The sequence below is a fragment of the Streptomyces sp. NPDC002935 genome, from assembly GCF_040611295.1.
Lineage (GTDB): Bacteria > Actinomycetota > Actinomycetes > Streptomycetales > Streptomycetaceae > Streptomyces.
Map to the genome: position 1 here is coordinate 1 of NZ_JBEXNW010000003.1, position 13,021 is coordinate 13,021.

Consider the following 13,021-nt stretch of genomic DNA (forward strand, 5'->3'; position numbering starts at 1 on the left):
GCGGGGGGGGCGGGCCGCCGGTCCCGTCCGGGCAGCCAGTGCCTGGCTGCCCACCGCTCCCTGCTCGCCGCGCGACTGCGTGGAGTCCGGGCGGCCCTGGACAGGCGCGCCGCGCGCCGTCCTGCGGCTGGCCGCGCTGCTGGCCGTGGTCGTCCTCGGGGTCGCCCTGATCCCGCTGGTCGGCCTGTTGCGGGACCAGCCGCGCCAGAGGTGGATCCGCCGCTGGTGCCTCGCCGTGGTGCACACCGCCGGGGTCCGCACACGGATCACCGGCGCGGCCCGGCCCACCGGAGGACTGCTGATCGTGGCCAACCACATCTCGTGGCTGGACATCCCGCTGCTCGCCGCCATCCGCCCGGCGCGGATGGTCGCCAAGACAGAGGTGCGCGGCTGGCCCGTCGTGGGCGCGCTGGCGGCACGCGGCGGCACCCTCTTCATGGACCGCGACCGGCTGCGCGCCCTGCCCGGCACGGTGGAGCGGATAGCCGAGACCCTGCGCGGCGGCTCCGCCGTCGCCGCCTTCCCCGAGGGCAGTACGTGGTGCGGCCGCGCCCAGGGCCACTACCGCCGGGCCGTCTTCCAGGCCGCGCTGGACGCCGGTGTGCCGGTCCAGCCGGTGCGCATCCACTACCGGCTCGCCGACGGAGCCGCGAGCACGGTGCCCGCCTTCGTCGGCGAGGACTCGCTGCTCGCCTCGCTGTGGCGGGTGGCGTCGGCGCGCGGGCTGGTGGCCGAGGTCGGCCTGCGGCCCGAGATCCCGCCGGGCGGCCACGCGGACCGGCGCGCCCTGACCGACGCGGCACGGGGGGGTGCGCACCGCACCGGTTCACGTTCCGAGGCGCACCCCTGACATCACCCCTGACATGCGAGGGGCGCGTCACCGGACGGGGCCGGCGATCAGGCCGGCCCGAGCACGCGGGCGAGGTAGGGCGCCGTCCGGCCGGCCGCCGTCGCCACCCGCTCGGGTGGCCCGGCGGCCACGATCCGGCCCCCCTCGTCGCCTCCGCCGGGACCCAGATCGATCACCCAGTCGGCGCCCGCCACGACCGTCATGTCGTGCTCCACCACCACGACGGTGTGACCGGCGTCCACCAGACCGTGCAACTGGCCCATCAGCACCTCGACATCGGCCGGATGCAGTCCTGTCGTCGGCTCGTCGAGCAGATAGAAGGTGTGCCCCCGGCGAACCCGCTGCAACTCGCTCGCCAGTTTGATGCGTTGGGCCTCGCCGCCCGACAACTCGGTAGCGGGCTGGCCGAGTCGCAGATAACCGAGGCCCACGTCCAGCAGGGTGCCGAGGCTGCGCGTGACGGCCGGGGTGTCCGTCTCGGCGAAGAAGTGCGCCGCCGCCTCCACCGTCAGATCCAGGATCTGCGCGATGTTCCGTCCCCGGTAGGTGACTTCGAGGGTCTCGGGGTTGTAGCGGGCGCCGCCGCAGTCCGGGCACGGCGCGTAGGTACTGGGCAGGAACAGCAGCTCGACACTGACGAAGCCCTCGCCCTGACAGGTCTCACAGCGCCCTCCGGCCACGTTGAAGGAGAACCGCCCCACGCCGTAGCCGCGCGCCGTGGCCTCCTCCGTCGCGGCGAACACCTTGCGCACGACGTCGAACAGCCCCGTGTACGTGGCCAGATTGGAGCGGGGGGTACGGCCGATGGGCCTCTGGTCGACACTCACCAGCCGGCCGACTCCCGCCAACTCCTCCGTCACCTCGCCGATCAGCGTGGACTTACCGGAGCCGGAGACCCCGGTGACCGCGGTGAACACGCCCAGCGGGAACTCGGCGGTGACGTCGCGCAGATTGTGCCGGGTCACCGGGCCGACCCTCACCTGTCCGCGGGGTGGGCGCGCCGGGCGTGCCGGGGCGGGGGAGCGGTCGAAGAGGAAGCATGCCGTCGCGGACTCCCGCACGCCTTCGAGCCCGGCGACCGGACCGCTGTGCAGGACGCGCCCGCCGTGCTCCCCGGCCTGCGGGCCCACGTCGACCAGCCAGTCCGCGCCACGTACGACATCGAAGTGGTGCTCGACGACGAACACCGAGTTGCCCGCCGCCTTCAGCCGCTCCAGCACCGTGAGCAGAGCCTCCGTGTCCGCCGGGTGCAGTCCGGCGGACGGCTCGTCGAGGACGTACACCACACCGAAGAGCCCGGACCGCAACTGTGTCGCCAGACGCAGCCGTTGGAGCTCACCGGCCGAGAGAGTGGGGGTGGCCCGGTCGAGGCTGAGGTAGCCGAGTCCGAGTTCGACGACGGGCGCGATCCGGGAGGTGAGGTCCTCGGTCAGGACGCGGGCCGTCTCGGAGTCGCCCGTGAGGGACTTCGCGAGTTCGATCAGCGGCAGCGCGGCCAGTTCGGCGATGGTCCGCCCCGCGAACGTCACCGCCATGGCCTCGGGCCGCAGCCTGCTGCCGCCGCACACCGGACAGGGAGCGCCGGCGAGGAACCGCTCCGCCTTGGCCCTCAAGGTGGTGCTCTTCGTGTCGGAGAAGGTCTTCAGGACGTAGCGCCGGGCGCTCATGTACGTTCCCTGGTACGGGCGTTGGATGCGCTCGGCCTCGCGCACCGGATGCACGGTGACCACCGGCTGTTCGTCCGTGAACAGGATCCACTCCCGCTCCTCGGCGGGCAGTTCGCGCCAGGGCCGGTCCACGTCGTACCCGAGCGTGTCGAGGATGTCCCGCAGGTTCTTGCCCTGCCAGGCCCCGGGCCAGGCGGCGATCGCGCCCCCACGGATCGACAGCGACGGGTCGGGGACGAGCAACTCCTCCGTCGTACGGTGCACTTGACCGAGGCCGTGGCACTCGGGGCACGCCCCCGCCGCGGTGTTCGGAGAGAACGCGTCCGAGTCGAGCCGCTCGGCGCCCACCGGATAGTCACCCGCGCGCGAGAACAGCATCCGCAGCGAGTTGGACAGATTGGTGACCGTGCCCACGGACGAGCGCGAGGTCGGCGCCGACCTCCGCTGCTGAAGGGACACCGCCGGAGGCAGCCCGGTGATCTCCCCGACCTTCGGCGCTCCCACCTGATGGATCAGCCGCCGCGCGTACGGGGCGACCGACTCGAAGTACCGCCGCTGCGCCTCCGCGTAGATCGTCCCGAAGGCGAGCGACGACTTCCCGGACCCCGACACCCCGGTGAACACCACGAGGACGTCCCGGGGGATGTCGACGTCCACACCCCGCAGATTGTGCTCCCGGGCACCGCGGACGCGGACGTAGGGGTCGTGGGGGCGGCCGTCGGGGCTGGGCATCGGCGGGACTCCTGTGGGCGGCCCGGTGCGCGGGCCGGTGGACCCGGGAGCCCGGGCGTCGGTGGGGCACGGGGCAAACCCCACGATTCTAGGCCGTGGTCAGTCCCGCGACCCGGGCGAGGCGCCGGTAGGAGTCCAGGAGGGCGGTCCGGTCGTAGGTGCTGGTGGTGATCAGTACCTCCTGGGCGCCGGTCTCCTTGACGAGCCTCCGCAGTTCGTCGGCCACCTGGTCCTCGGTGCCGGCGATGTGGCCGGTCAGCCCGGACTCGTAGAAGCCGCGCTCCTTGTCCGTCATGGTGAGGGACTCGACCCGCTCGGCGGGCGGCAGCGGCGGGAACGTGCCGTGGGTGCGGGCGTACGCCATCGACCAGGCCTCGGGGAGCAGCAGCCGGCGCGCCTCCTCCGGGCTCGGGGCCACCGCGACCGTGCCCGAGACGACGACGTAGGGCCGCGCCGCCCAGACGGAGGGGCGGAAGGTCTCGCGGTACTGATCGATGCCGCGCCGCATCTTCTCCCGGTTCCTGAGGTCCCCGATGACCAGGGGGAGGCCCGCCCGGGCGGCGATCGTGGCGCCCTCGCCGAGGGCCAGCACGAACGGCGGCACGGTCAGCCCCTCCGAGGGGCGCGCGTGCACCCCGGTCGGCGAGGTGCCGCGGAACCAGCCGAGCAGCTCGTCGAGCTGCTCCGTGTAGTCCGCGGACCCGGCGGCGTCCTTGTCCCGCCCGAGTGCCCTGCGGACCCCGTCGGTGAAGCCGACGGAGCGGCCCACACCCATGTCGATCCGCCCCGGGAACAGGGCTTCCAGGACGCCGAACTGTTCGGCCACGACGAGGGGCCGGTGGTTCGGGAGCATCACGCCGCCGGTGCCGACCCGGATCGTCCGGGTGGCGGCGGCGACCGCGGCGGCCAGCACGGTGGGCGCGGACCCGGCGACGCCGGGCACACCGTGGTGTTCCGAGACCCAGAACCGGTGATAACCGAGCCGGTCCAGTTCGCGCGCCAGCTCCACCGTGTCCCGCAGCGCCTCGGCAACCTCGTGCCCCTCACGCGTGCGGGACCGGTCGAGCACCGAGAAGCGCACGGCGTGCGGACCGGCCGAGGCGTTCGCGTCGGTCATGAAGGCACGTTCTCCAGGTCCAGGAGCTGCCGCTTGCGCTCCAGGCCCCCGGCATAGCCGGTGAGCGCCCCGCTCGCGCCGATCACGCGATGGCAGGGGCGGACGACCAGCAGCGGGTTCGCTCCGATCGCCGTACCGACGGCACGGACGGCGGCCCTGGACGCGCCGATCCGCGCGGCGATCTCGCCGTAGCTGAGGGTGGTGCCGTACGGGATGTCCTCCAGGGCCGTCCAGACGCGCCGCTGGAAGTCGCTCCCGCCCGTCACGAAGTCGATGTCGAAGGCGGTCAGCCGGCCGTCGAAGTACGAGCGCAGCTGGGAGACGATCTCGCGGAAGGCGTCCGCGTCCTCGCGCCAGTCGTCCTGGACTACCGCGCCGTACTTCTGGCCGGGCATGGACAGCGCGGCGAGCGCGGTGCCGCCCTTCGCGCCGGCCGACTCCTCGCCCACCAGCAGCAGTCGGCCGAGCGGGCTGTCCATCGTCGTGTAGACCGTCATCGGGCCGGTTCCTTTCCAAGATCTCCCACCGTGTTCACCTTCAACAGTGCGTCCCGCGCGGTATTCCGTCCGGCGGGATTCGGACATCGCGCTGAGCGGTCGGGGGTGCCGCCTGCCGGGGGCGGGGCGCGGACCGCAGGGCGCCCGCCGGGTCACCGTCCCCACCTGTTGAGGTCGCGCCCGGGCCGGTACGGGCCCACGATCGAAGTCGACCACTCCGCACGGCCCAGGAGTCCACATGGTCTGGATCCCGCAGATCTCCGACCTCGTCGACCGGCTCGGCGCCGCCGAGCTCGCCGACGCGCTGCGCGACCCCGCGTCGGCCACCGTGTCCGTCGCCCTCGACGACCCCGAGGCGGGCCGGATCAGCGGCGTCGGTGTCCTGGCCGCCTGGCTGGCCGTGCAGGACACGTGGCGCGCGGATCGGAAGGTGGAGATCGAGGAGGTCGCCACCACGCTCGGTGAGGGCCGGGCCGTGGGCGAATGGGTCGTGCACCTGGAGGGCCCGGACGGCGAGCGCACGGGGCTGCCCGTGGCCGCCGCCGTGGAACCGTCCTCCCCGCTGCCGGTGCGGCTCCACCACTCCCGCCTGCCCCTTCTCGGCCGGCACGTCGTCCGCCGCCCGATGGTGCCGCCGGACCCGGAGGCGCACGCCTCCGACGTGGTGGGCGCCTACAAGGCCGCCCTCGACGCGGGGGACACCGCGGCCGTCGTCGCCGCCTTCGCGCCCGACGGCACCTTCCGCGGCCCGTCCGGCGACGCGTACCGGCACGTAGGGACCAAGGAGCTGACCGAGCTCTACGACGCCTTCTTCTCCGCGGGCGGCGGCATCCCGCTCAAGCTGTGCACCGTGACCGAGGACGGCACCCGCAGCGCGTTCGAGTACATCTGCGACCGCTGGGGCGGCACCGACCTGCCGCCGCAGCCCGGACTCGCGGTCTGCACCCGGGGCGGCGATGGCCTGATCGCGTCGGCGCGCGTGTACGACGACGTGGAAGCCCCCGTGGAGTAGGGCTGCCGGGCACGTGGGGCGGGCATGGTTCTGTCCTCGGATCCCCCACCGGCAGCGAGAGCAGGAGTGAGCATGCAGTACGTGAAACTGGGTTCGACGGGTCTGGACGTCTCCCGGATCTGCCTGGGCTGCATGAGTTTCGGCATCCCCGACCGGGGCGTCCACGCGTGGACGCTCGACGAGGAGGCCTCGCGTCCGTTGATCCGCCAGGCACTGGACGCCGGCATCACCTTCTTCGACACCGCGAACGTGTACTCCGACGGCACCAGTGAGGAGATCGTCGGCCGGGTGCTCGGCGCGTACGCGCGCCGCGACGAGATCGTCATCGCCAGCAAGGTCAACGGCGCCATGCACGACGGCCCCAACGGCCGCGGCCTGTCCCGCAAGGCGATCATGACGGAGATCGACAACAGCCTGCGCCGCCTCGGCACCGACCACGTCGACCTCTACCAGATCCACCGCTTCGACTCCGCCACCCCCGTCGAGGAGACGATGGAGGCCCTGCACGACGTGGTCAAGGCGGGCAAGGCCCGTTACATCGGGGCGAGTTCGATGTACGCCTGGGAGTTCTCCAAGGCCCAGTACACGGCCTCGCTGCACGGCTGGACCAGGTTCGTCTCCATGCAGAACCACTACAACCTCCTCTACCGCGAGGAGGAGCGCGAGATGCTGCCGCTCTGCGCCGACCAGGGCGTCGGTGTCCTGCCGTGGAGCCCGCTCGCCCGCGGCCGGCTCACCCGCGACTGGGACACGGCCACCGAGCGAAGCCGCAACGACGACTTCGGCCGGAACCTGTACCAGGACGGCGACCGCGAGATCGTCGACGCGGTCGCGCGCATCGCCGCCGAGCGCGAAGTGCCGCGCGCCAGGATCGCGCTCGCCTGGCTGCTGCGGCAGAGCACCGTGACCGCGCCCATCGTCGGCGCCACCAAGCCGCTGCACATCGAAGACGCGGTCGCCGCGCTCGACGTGGAGCTCACGGACAAGGAGATCGAGGAGTTGCGACAGCCGTACACGCCCCGGGCGATCAGCGGCCACTAAAGCGCCCGCCCGCAGGCACCGCGCCCGCAGGCACCGCGCCCGAAGTCATAGCGCCCGAAGTCATAGCGCCCGAAGTCATAGCGCCCGAAGTCATAGCGCCGGCCGTCATAGTGCCCATCGAGGCCGCGACGGCCGGTCCGGTCCACGATGCCCCCATAGCACCCCGGCAACGACCGCGAAGAGCGGCGCGGAGCGACAGGAATGCTGTGCGGAAAGCCGCTCGGATGAGCGCGTGAGAGCGCTCCCATGATGGATAGTTCGGGACGGATGGTAGGTGCTTCGGTTTCCGAATTCCTTTTAGCGCGCGCTTGACTGACATTTGGTCAATATTCGGGGCCGAGCCGTATTCGGAGAAAATCCGGGATCGCTTGTTCCGGCTCGGCGCCCTGTGCAAAGGTGTGCGTTGTCGGCGTGCAGACAATATTGGCTTCCTTCTGCGCGCGTACGGCGCGCCCGTTCCCCGCCTCGCCCGAAACGGCTGTCAGAGGTGGTCGTTCGTGGCGTGACCCCCCATGGGTAGACCCTCCGGCTCCGTCGGGGGGTCTACATACCCATTGGTATGGACTAATTGCCGCGCTACCTTTGGGAGGAAAGCGGACGTGAATGACGGAACGCTGTCTCATTCGTCCGACCGCGATCGCCTGTTCGAGGTTTCGGATGAGCGGCTCGCCGCCGAGCTGAAGAGCCCGGGAGCCACGCCCGCGAACTATCCCGTCGGTGAACTCCTGGACCGTCACTGGGAAGCGGTGTTCTCTTACGCACGCCTGTGCACCGACGGCGTACGTCCCGCCGGAATGCTCACCACCGCCTCATTCACGCGCCTGTTCGGGGATTCGCTGCACCAGGGCGGGCCGAGCGCCGCGTGGCGGCCCCAACTCCTCGTCACCGTCCGCCGCATCGCCGCCGAGTGGCTCAGGGACCAGCGGCGTGAACTGCTCGATCCCGGACTCCTCGCCGAAGCGGACCGGGAGGACCGGGGGGAGGGGGACCGGGCGGCGGCTCGACTGCTTCCGCCGGAGGGCAGGCGCCTGCTGTCCCGGGCGTTCCAACGGCTGCCCGAACCGGCCCGCTGCCTGCTGTGGCACGGGGAGATCGAGGCCGAACAACTGGAAGTGCCCGCAGCCCTGTTGGGGATCTCCCCGCAGGACGCGGCCGCCGAACTGGAGCGGGCCAGGGAGCGGCTGCGCGACGGCTGTCTCGAGATCCACCGCGAACTCGCCCCCACGGAGGAGTGCCGCCGCTATCACCGCATGCTCGACGTCTCCCTCAGACGCGGCGGCGCCGACCTCGACCCGGACCTCCGGCGTCACATGTCCCGCTGCGGCCACTGCCGGTACGCCGCCGACCAGTTGAGCCACTTCAACGGCGACCTCGCCGTCCCGCTCGCCGAGGGCGTGCTCGGCTGGGGCGCGCGCGCCTATGTGGCTTCCCGTCCGGCGCGGACCACGAGGAGCGCGGGGAGCGCGGGGGCGGCCCAGGCGCAGGGGACCGGCCGGAGCGCCGAGGGCACGGCTGTCGCGGGGGGACCGACCGCTGCCGGGAGCGGGCCGGCCGCCGAGTCCGACCCCATCGTCGAGTTCCGGCCCGAGGGCGACGCCGCCCGCCCGCCGGGCTTTCCCCCGAGCACCCCGCAGAACGCCCCGCAGAACGCCCCGCAGAACAACGACTTCCCGCCCACGGCCCCCGACGCGGGCGCGCCGCACCCGGCTGCCCCGTCCCGGCGGGGCGCGCCCACGCCGGGCGGCGACACCCGCCCCTCCCGTCGAGGCGCGCCCCCGTCCGGCGCGGGCCGGCGCTCGTCCCGCAGGGCCACACCGCACAAGGCACCCCGGAGCGCCCAGCGCCGCCGCAATGTCGCCCTCGCCGTGCTGACCGTCAGCGCTCTGATCCTGGTCCCGCTGGTCCTGTGGGCGTCAGATTCGGGCTCCGACAACCAGAACGGCACGGCCGACAGCAGCCGCTCCTCGGGCGCGCCGAGTCCCGGTACGAAGCCGTCCTGGGTCGGGACCGGCGAGCAGACGGACGGCACCGTGCGCGGCCGGCTGCGCAACGCCGCGACCGGGCTGTGCGTCGGCATCGCCGGGAAGAAGCCCGCGAAGGGCATGGAGACCCGGCTCGTCTCCTGCACCTCGGAATCGGCGATGGAATGGTCGTACGCGACGGACGGGCTGCTGCGCGACGCGGCCCACCCCGATCTGTGTCTTGACTCGCACCTGGGCTACTCCGTCCAACTGGCCTCCTGCCCGGGGCCGTCGCAGCCCGGCGCCAAGAACGCCCGCTACGACTTCACCCTCCAGGGCATGCTGGTGCCGCGCTGGAACCAGGACCTGGCCCTCGCCCCCGCGGCGGCCAAGGGGGAGTCGGCGCTCGTCCTCAAACTCCGCGAGGACGAGCCGGCCCAGCACTGGACGCTCGAAACCCCGTCGCCCTCGCTCCAGTTGGAGGTCGTCAACTGGGGCTCCACGACCGATGAGGCGGCGTCCGCCGGACCGGACGGGCCCACGTCCTCGACAGCACCCGCACCCGTCGGCACAGGGGCGCCCACGGCGACACCCTCGACTCCGGAGCAGACCCCTTCGTCCGCCGCTACGTCGGACGGCTCCTGTTCCTCCCTCTCCGATCTCTGTACGAGCGACGGGCAGACCGGCTGGGACCGGGACGGCGGGTACGGTACGGGCTCCGGTGACGGCGGCTACGGATCGGACGGCGGAGGAGGTCACGGAAGCCACCGCTGACGCGGTGGGCCGTGACGGAACCCCTGCAGCCCGGCACATGGCTCATCTGCCCCTTGCCCGGCCCTGGCGCTGTGTCAGCTGCCCGGCGGGAGAACGTTGGTGACGACGCTGTTGGCCGCTGCCGCGGCGGCTTGGGTGGCAACGGGGACGACGACGGTGGTGACGGTCTCCACGAGACCGGGAGTGTGGGCGGCGATCCACTGGCGAAGGCGGGCGCCGATGCCGTGGACGGGCCGACCGGCATTGGCCTCGGTTTCCAGTTCGTCGAGGAGGGTGTCCGCCTCGGTGCGGTCTTCGCCTTCGGCGAGGGCGGCGATGTCGCGCCGCAGGCCGACGAGGGCAGCGTGAAGGGCGGCGGCGTGGGGGGCGGTGCGGTGCTCCTGGCGCTGGTGGACGGAGCGGCCCGCGCCGACCTGGGAGCCTGTGACCGCGCCGCTGAAGCTGATGCTGATGTGGTCGCCGGTGGGCGGTTCCTGAGCCATGATCATTTCCTGACCGTGAAGGAGAGGGAGTCCTCCGGGCCGCCTGATGTGCCGGCGTCCTGGCTGGCATGGGTGAAGGCGAGGGTGTAGGTCCCGGCCGCGGGTGTCACCTGGACAGCGATGTACTGCTGCTGTGGAGTGCGGCCTTTGGTGAAGCCGCCGAAATCCGTTCCGACCTCGAAGGGCAGGCGCGTCCCGTCCGGCTGGACGACATCGAAGTCCTGCGCTCTGAGGCCGACCCCTCCAGGCGGGGCATCGAGGATCTCCACGGCGAAGGTGAGCAGGAGGCCGGCCCGGCCCGCACGGAGTTTGGGCGCCATGTCGCCGGGGGCATCGAGGGCCACGTCGGTGCGGTACTGACCTCCGATCACGGTCAGTTCCATCCATGTGTTGCGCAGCTTTCCGCCGATGACCACCTCATAGGGCGCGTGCGCGACGAGGGGCCCACCGCTCCCGCCGGGGACGAGCGGCAGTGTGGTGACGTCGTCCGCGTACGCGGGAAACTCCAGCTGGGCATCTTCCCAGCGAAAGCCCTGGTACAGCGGGAAGGTGAACGTCGCCCGGCGCCCCTCCCGGCCCGCCGAGGTGGTGTCCGTGAGCGAGACCGTCCGCCTGCCGCCCTGTTGGAGGGTCGGTGTGTTCTCCAGCCGCCGGCTTGACGGCCCGGTGAGTTCGTTGCGCACCGTGGCGGTGAGCAGCAGTTGCGGTTGGCCGCTGGTGTCGCGGTCGACGAGGGCGCCGACGACGTCGTAGCGGAAGCCGTCCGCGTACACCGTCGTGTCGACGCGGCGCCCGCCGAAGGGGAAGTCCTTCCACGGGTCCGACTCTGCCGTGGAAGGACCGCTCGCTCGGTGGGAGGAGGAATTGTGTCCTCCCCCGCCCCCCTTCTGGCCGGAGTCGGGACCGCGGGAGGCGGCGGAGCGCGTTGGCGCCGTCGCCTCCCGCGTGTGCCCGTCGGTCACCAGCGGCCCGGTGGACGACGAAGGTCCGGCATTCGACGTTCCCTCCCCGCCGAAGGCGTTGACGCAGAGCGTCGCCGCCGCGACCGCGGCCGCCGCTGCCAGCAGGGCCTTCCCGGTGAGCAGGCCGTGGTGCCACGGACCTGACGGGGGTGTGGTGGACGGCGGGGAGGGGTGCTGCGCCACCGCCGTGCCCGGATCCGGTGGGGCAGGTGGGTCGCTCAGCAGTTCTCGGAGCGCTTCTCCTCCCCGCACGCCGAGCGCGGCGGCGGCCGAGAGCAGCACGGCCGCTTTGGCCACGTCGCCGAGGCAGAGGGCGCGAATACCTGACTCGTGAGTGAAGTACGCCTCGTCATCGCGCAGTTTGGAGCGCTGCGCCGCATGCAGGCCCGCGTCGAGCAGCCGCCCCCACGCCCGCCAGCGAAGCCCGAGCATCAGTCGTGGAGCGCCCGCCCGGGCAAGGCGTGTCACCAGCGTGTCCAGCCCCGCGTCGGCCGCCCGCTGCACGAGGGCCGTCACCACCTCGACCTCGGCGGCGGCGTCCGCGGGCGCGCTGCGGGCCAGCCAGTCGGCGACGGCTTCCGCCACGGCGGGCAGGCCGGCACCGTCCGGGTTCTCCCCGAGCCCGGCGGCGACGCCCTCCGCCAGGTGCAGCCGCGTCTCGTTTTGGACCAGCAGTCTCGCGCGGACCAACTCCTCCACGACCGCGGCGGTGCCGCCCGGCAACGCCGTGACCAGGGGCGCGCCCCACTCGGTGTCACCGGCCACAGCGAGATGCCGCAGCAGCCCCGTTGCCGCGGTACTGAGCCAGGCCACCAGCTTGGGAACCAGCAGCGCCAGGCCGTCCGCCGGGGGTACCTCGGGCGGGATGCCGTGTTCGGCGGCCTCCCGCAGATACGCGGCGACCAGGCCGAGGCGTCCCGGGTGACCGTCCGTCGTCAGCCACGCCTGCTCCGCTTGCGCGGATTCCTCATCGGTGAGCGGCCGGCCGAGGGCGTCCTGGAAGAGCGTGAGCGCTGCGGGCAGAGGCAGGCCCCGCAGGCCCACCGTGCAGCCGCCGGTGAGGTTCATCCGCCCCGAGGCGGTGACGACCACGCAGTGCGGCAGCGCATGCACCAGGTCGGCCAACTCCTCGGCAGAGCAGTCGAGATCGTCCAGGACCACGAGGACGCGCAACGCCGCGAGCAGACTGCGGCGCTCCGCCTGCGCGGGGAGGTGGAGACCGGCGACCTGGTAGGTGGCGAGGAAGACTTCCTGCAACACCTCCTCCGTCGGGAGGCCGCGTGCCGAGAGCAGCACGGTGCCCTCCGGAGCGACCGCGGCCGTGCCGAGCGTGCCCCGGCCGGTCGCGTGCAGCAGCAGGGTGGTCTTGCCGACACCGGACGGACCGTACACCTGCACCGGTTCAGCCGCGTCCACCGCGTCGGCCAGGCGGGCGAGTTCACGCTCACGGCCGAGGGCGACGAGCGACTTGCGGGCCTGGACCGAGCGGGCCAGCGGGCGCCGCTCCGCACGGGCCACCTCGGTGCCGTCCACGAACAGCACGGTCGCGAAACCGTCCGCCTGGATCTGCACCACCTTGCCGCCGATACCCACCTGCGACCCGGTGAGGTCGCCCTCCACAGCCACCGATCCGCTGCCCGCCGGCGCCTGTGCGGCGGGCTCGTCCGACACGGCGGCCGACGGCCCCACCGGTCCCCGGAGAGCGTCAGTGGTCGCTGCCACGGTGAGGGGCACGTCCGTCGGCGATGAACCACCGTCAGGGGCTGTGTCGGCCTCGTCCCGCCCGGCGGTCGGTGACCCCGACGTCCCGGCTGCCGCGGCCTCGCGAGGCGCAGTCGCGTCAGGCGCCGATGCGGTATGCCGGCCTGCCGTATCCCCGGCTTCTCCCTGCGCGTGCTCGTCGCCCCCAGGCTTCCGCGACACGGG

The 13,021-nt window shown here is 72.7% G+C and carries 9 protein-coding genes; 4 read left to right on the plus strand and 5 right to left on the minus strand.

All coding sequences use genetic code 11. The features are described from left to right. Nucleotides 1–46 precede the first annotated feature (46 nt). Nucleotides 47–850, plus strand: a complete 804-nt coding sequence (locus ABZX90_RS04095; RefSeq protein WP_355201763.1) for a lysophospholipid acyltransferase family protein — start codon at nt 47–49, stop codon at nt 848–850. Between the two features lie 47 nt (nt 851–897). Here the strand turns inward: ABZX90_RS04095 and ABZX90_RS04100 are convergent, their stop codons facing one another. The 3 genes from ABZX90_RS04100 to ABZX90_RS04110 all read right to left on the minus strand — a co-directional run bounded on the left by ABZX90_RS04100 (nt 898) and on the right by ABZX90_RS04110 (nt 4,863). Next, nucleotides 898–3,249, minus strand: coding sequence for an excinuclease ABC subunit UvrA (locus ABZX90_RS04100; protein ID WP_355201321.1), 2,352 nt, complete (start codon nt 3,247–3,249; stop codon nt 898–900). Between the two features lie 88 nt (nt 3,250–3,337). Continuing rightward, on the minus strand, nt 3,338–4,366 hold the full coding sequence (locus ABZX90_RS04105) for an LLM class flavin-dependent oxidoreductase (RefSeq protein WP_355201323.1): 1,029 nt from the start codon (nt 4,364–4,366) through the stop codon (nt 3,338–3,340). Continuing rightward, nucleotides 4,363–4,863, minus strand: a complete 501-nt coding sequence (locus tag ABZX90_RS04110) for a methylated-DNA--[protein]-cysteine S-methyltransferase (RefSeq protein WP_351120086.1) — start codon at nt 4,861–4,863, stop codon at nt 4,363–4,365. Before ABZX90_RS04110 ends, ABZX90_RS04105 begins: the two co-directional genes overlap by 4 nt. A gap of 238 nt (nt 4,864–5,101) precedes the next feature. Here ABZX90_RS04110 and ABZX90_RS04115 point away from each other — a divergent pair, with 238 nt between their 5' ends. The 3 genes from ABZX90_RS04115 (at nt 5,102) to ABZX90_RS04125 (ending at nt 9,651) form a co-directional block, all read left to right on the plus strand. Continuing rightward, a complete protein-coding gene (locus ABZX90_RS04115) occupies nt 5,102–5,875 on the plus strand; it encodes a nuclear transport factor 2 family protein (RefSeq protein ID WP_355201325.1) in 774 nt (257 codons plus the stop codon). A 72-nt stretch (nt 5,876–5,947) separates the two neighbouring features. After that, the gene (locus tag ABZX90_RS04120; protein WP_351120090.1) at nt 5,948–6,916 is read left to right on the plus strand and encodes an aldo/keto reductase; all 969 of its coding nucleotides are present in this window, start codon (nt 5,948–5,950) and stop codon (nt 6,914–6,916) included. A gap of 599 nt (nt 6,917–7,515) precedes the next feature. Then, complete coding sequence (locus ABZX90_RS04125; protein WP_355201327.1) at nt 7,516–9,651, plus strand: ricin-type beta-trefoil lectin domain protein; 2,136 nt, start codon at nt 7,516–7,518, stop codon at nt 9,649–9,651. A gap of 74 nt (nt 9,652–9,725) precedes the next feature. Here ABZX90_RS04125 and ABZX90_RS04130 read toward each other — a convergent pair whose 3' ends face one another. Both ABZX90_RS04130 and ABZX90_RS04135 read right to left on the minus strand, forming a co-directional pair. Next, the gene (locus tag ABZX90_RS04130) at nt 9,726–10,133 is read right to left on the minus strand and encodes a hypothetical protein (protein ID WP_351120094.1); all 408 of its coding nucleotides are present in this window, start codon (nt 10,131–10,133) and stop codon (nt 9,726–9,728) included. Between the two features lie 2 nt (nt 10,134–10,135). Beyond that, nucleotides 10,136–12,817 carry an ATP-binding protein gene (locus ABZX90_RS04135; RefSeq protein ID WP_355201329.1) on the minus strand — a complete coding sequence of 894 codons (2,682 nt, stop codon included), beginning with the start codon at nt 12,815–12,817 and terminating at the stop codon, nt 10,136–10,138. Between the last annotated feature and the right edge of the window lie 204 nt (nt 12,818–13,021).

Coding starts and splice junctions, on each gene's coding strand:
- ABZX90_RS04100 (WP_355201321.1), bottom strand. CDS start 3,249: ATGCCCAGCCCCGACGGCCGCCCCCACGACCCCTACGTCCGCGTCCGC.
- ABZX90_RS04105 (WP_355201323.1), bottom strand. CDS start 4,366: ATGACCGACGCGAACGCCTCGGCCGGTCCGCACGCCGTGCGCTTCTCG.
- ABZX90_RS04110 (WP_351120086.1), bottom strand. CDS start 4,863: ATGACGGTCTACACGACGATGGACAGCCCGCTCGGCCGACTGCTGCTG.
- ABZX90_RS04115 (WP_355201325.1), top strand. CDS start 5,102: ATGGTCTGGATCCCGCAGATCTCCGACCTCGTCGACCGGCTCGGCGCC.
- ABZX90_RS04120 (WP_351120090.1), top strand. CDS start 5,948: ATGCAGTACGTGAAACTGGGTTCGACGGGTCTGGACGTCTCCCGGATC.
- ABZX90_RS04130 (WP_351120094.1), bottom strand. CDS start 10,133: ATGGCTCAGGAACCGCCCACCGGCGACCACATCAGCATCAGCTTCAGC.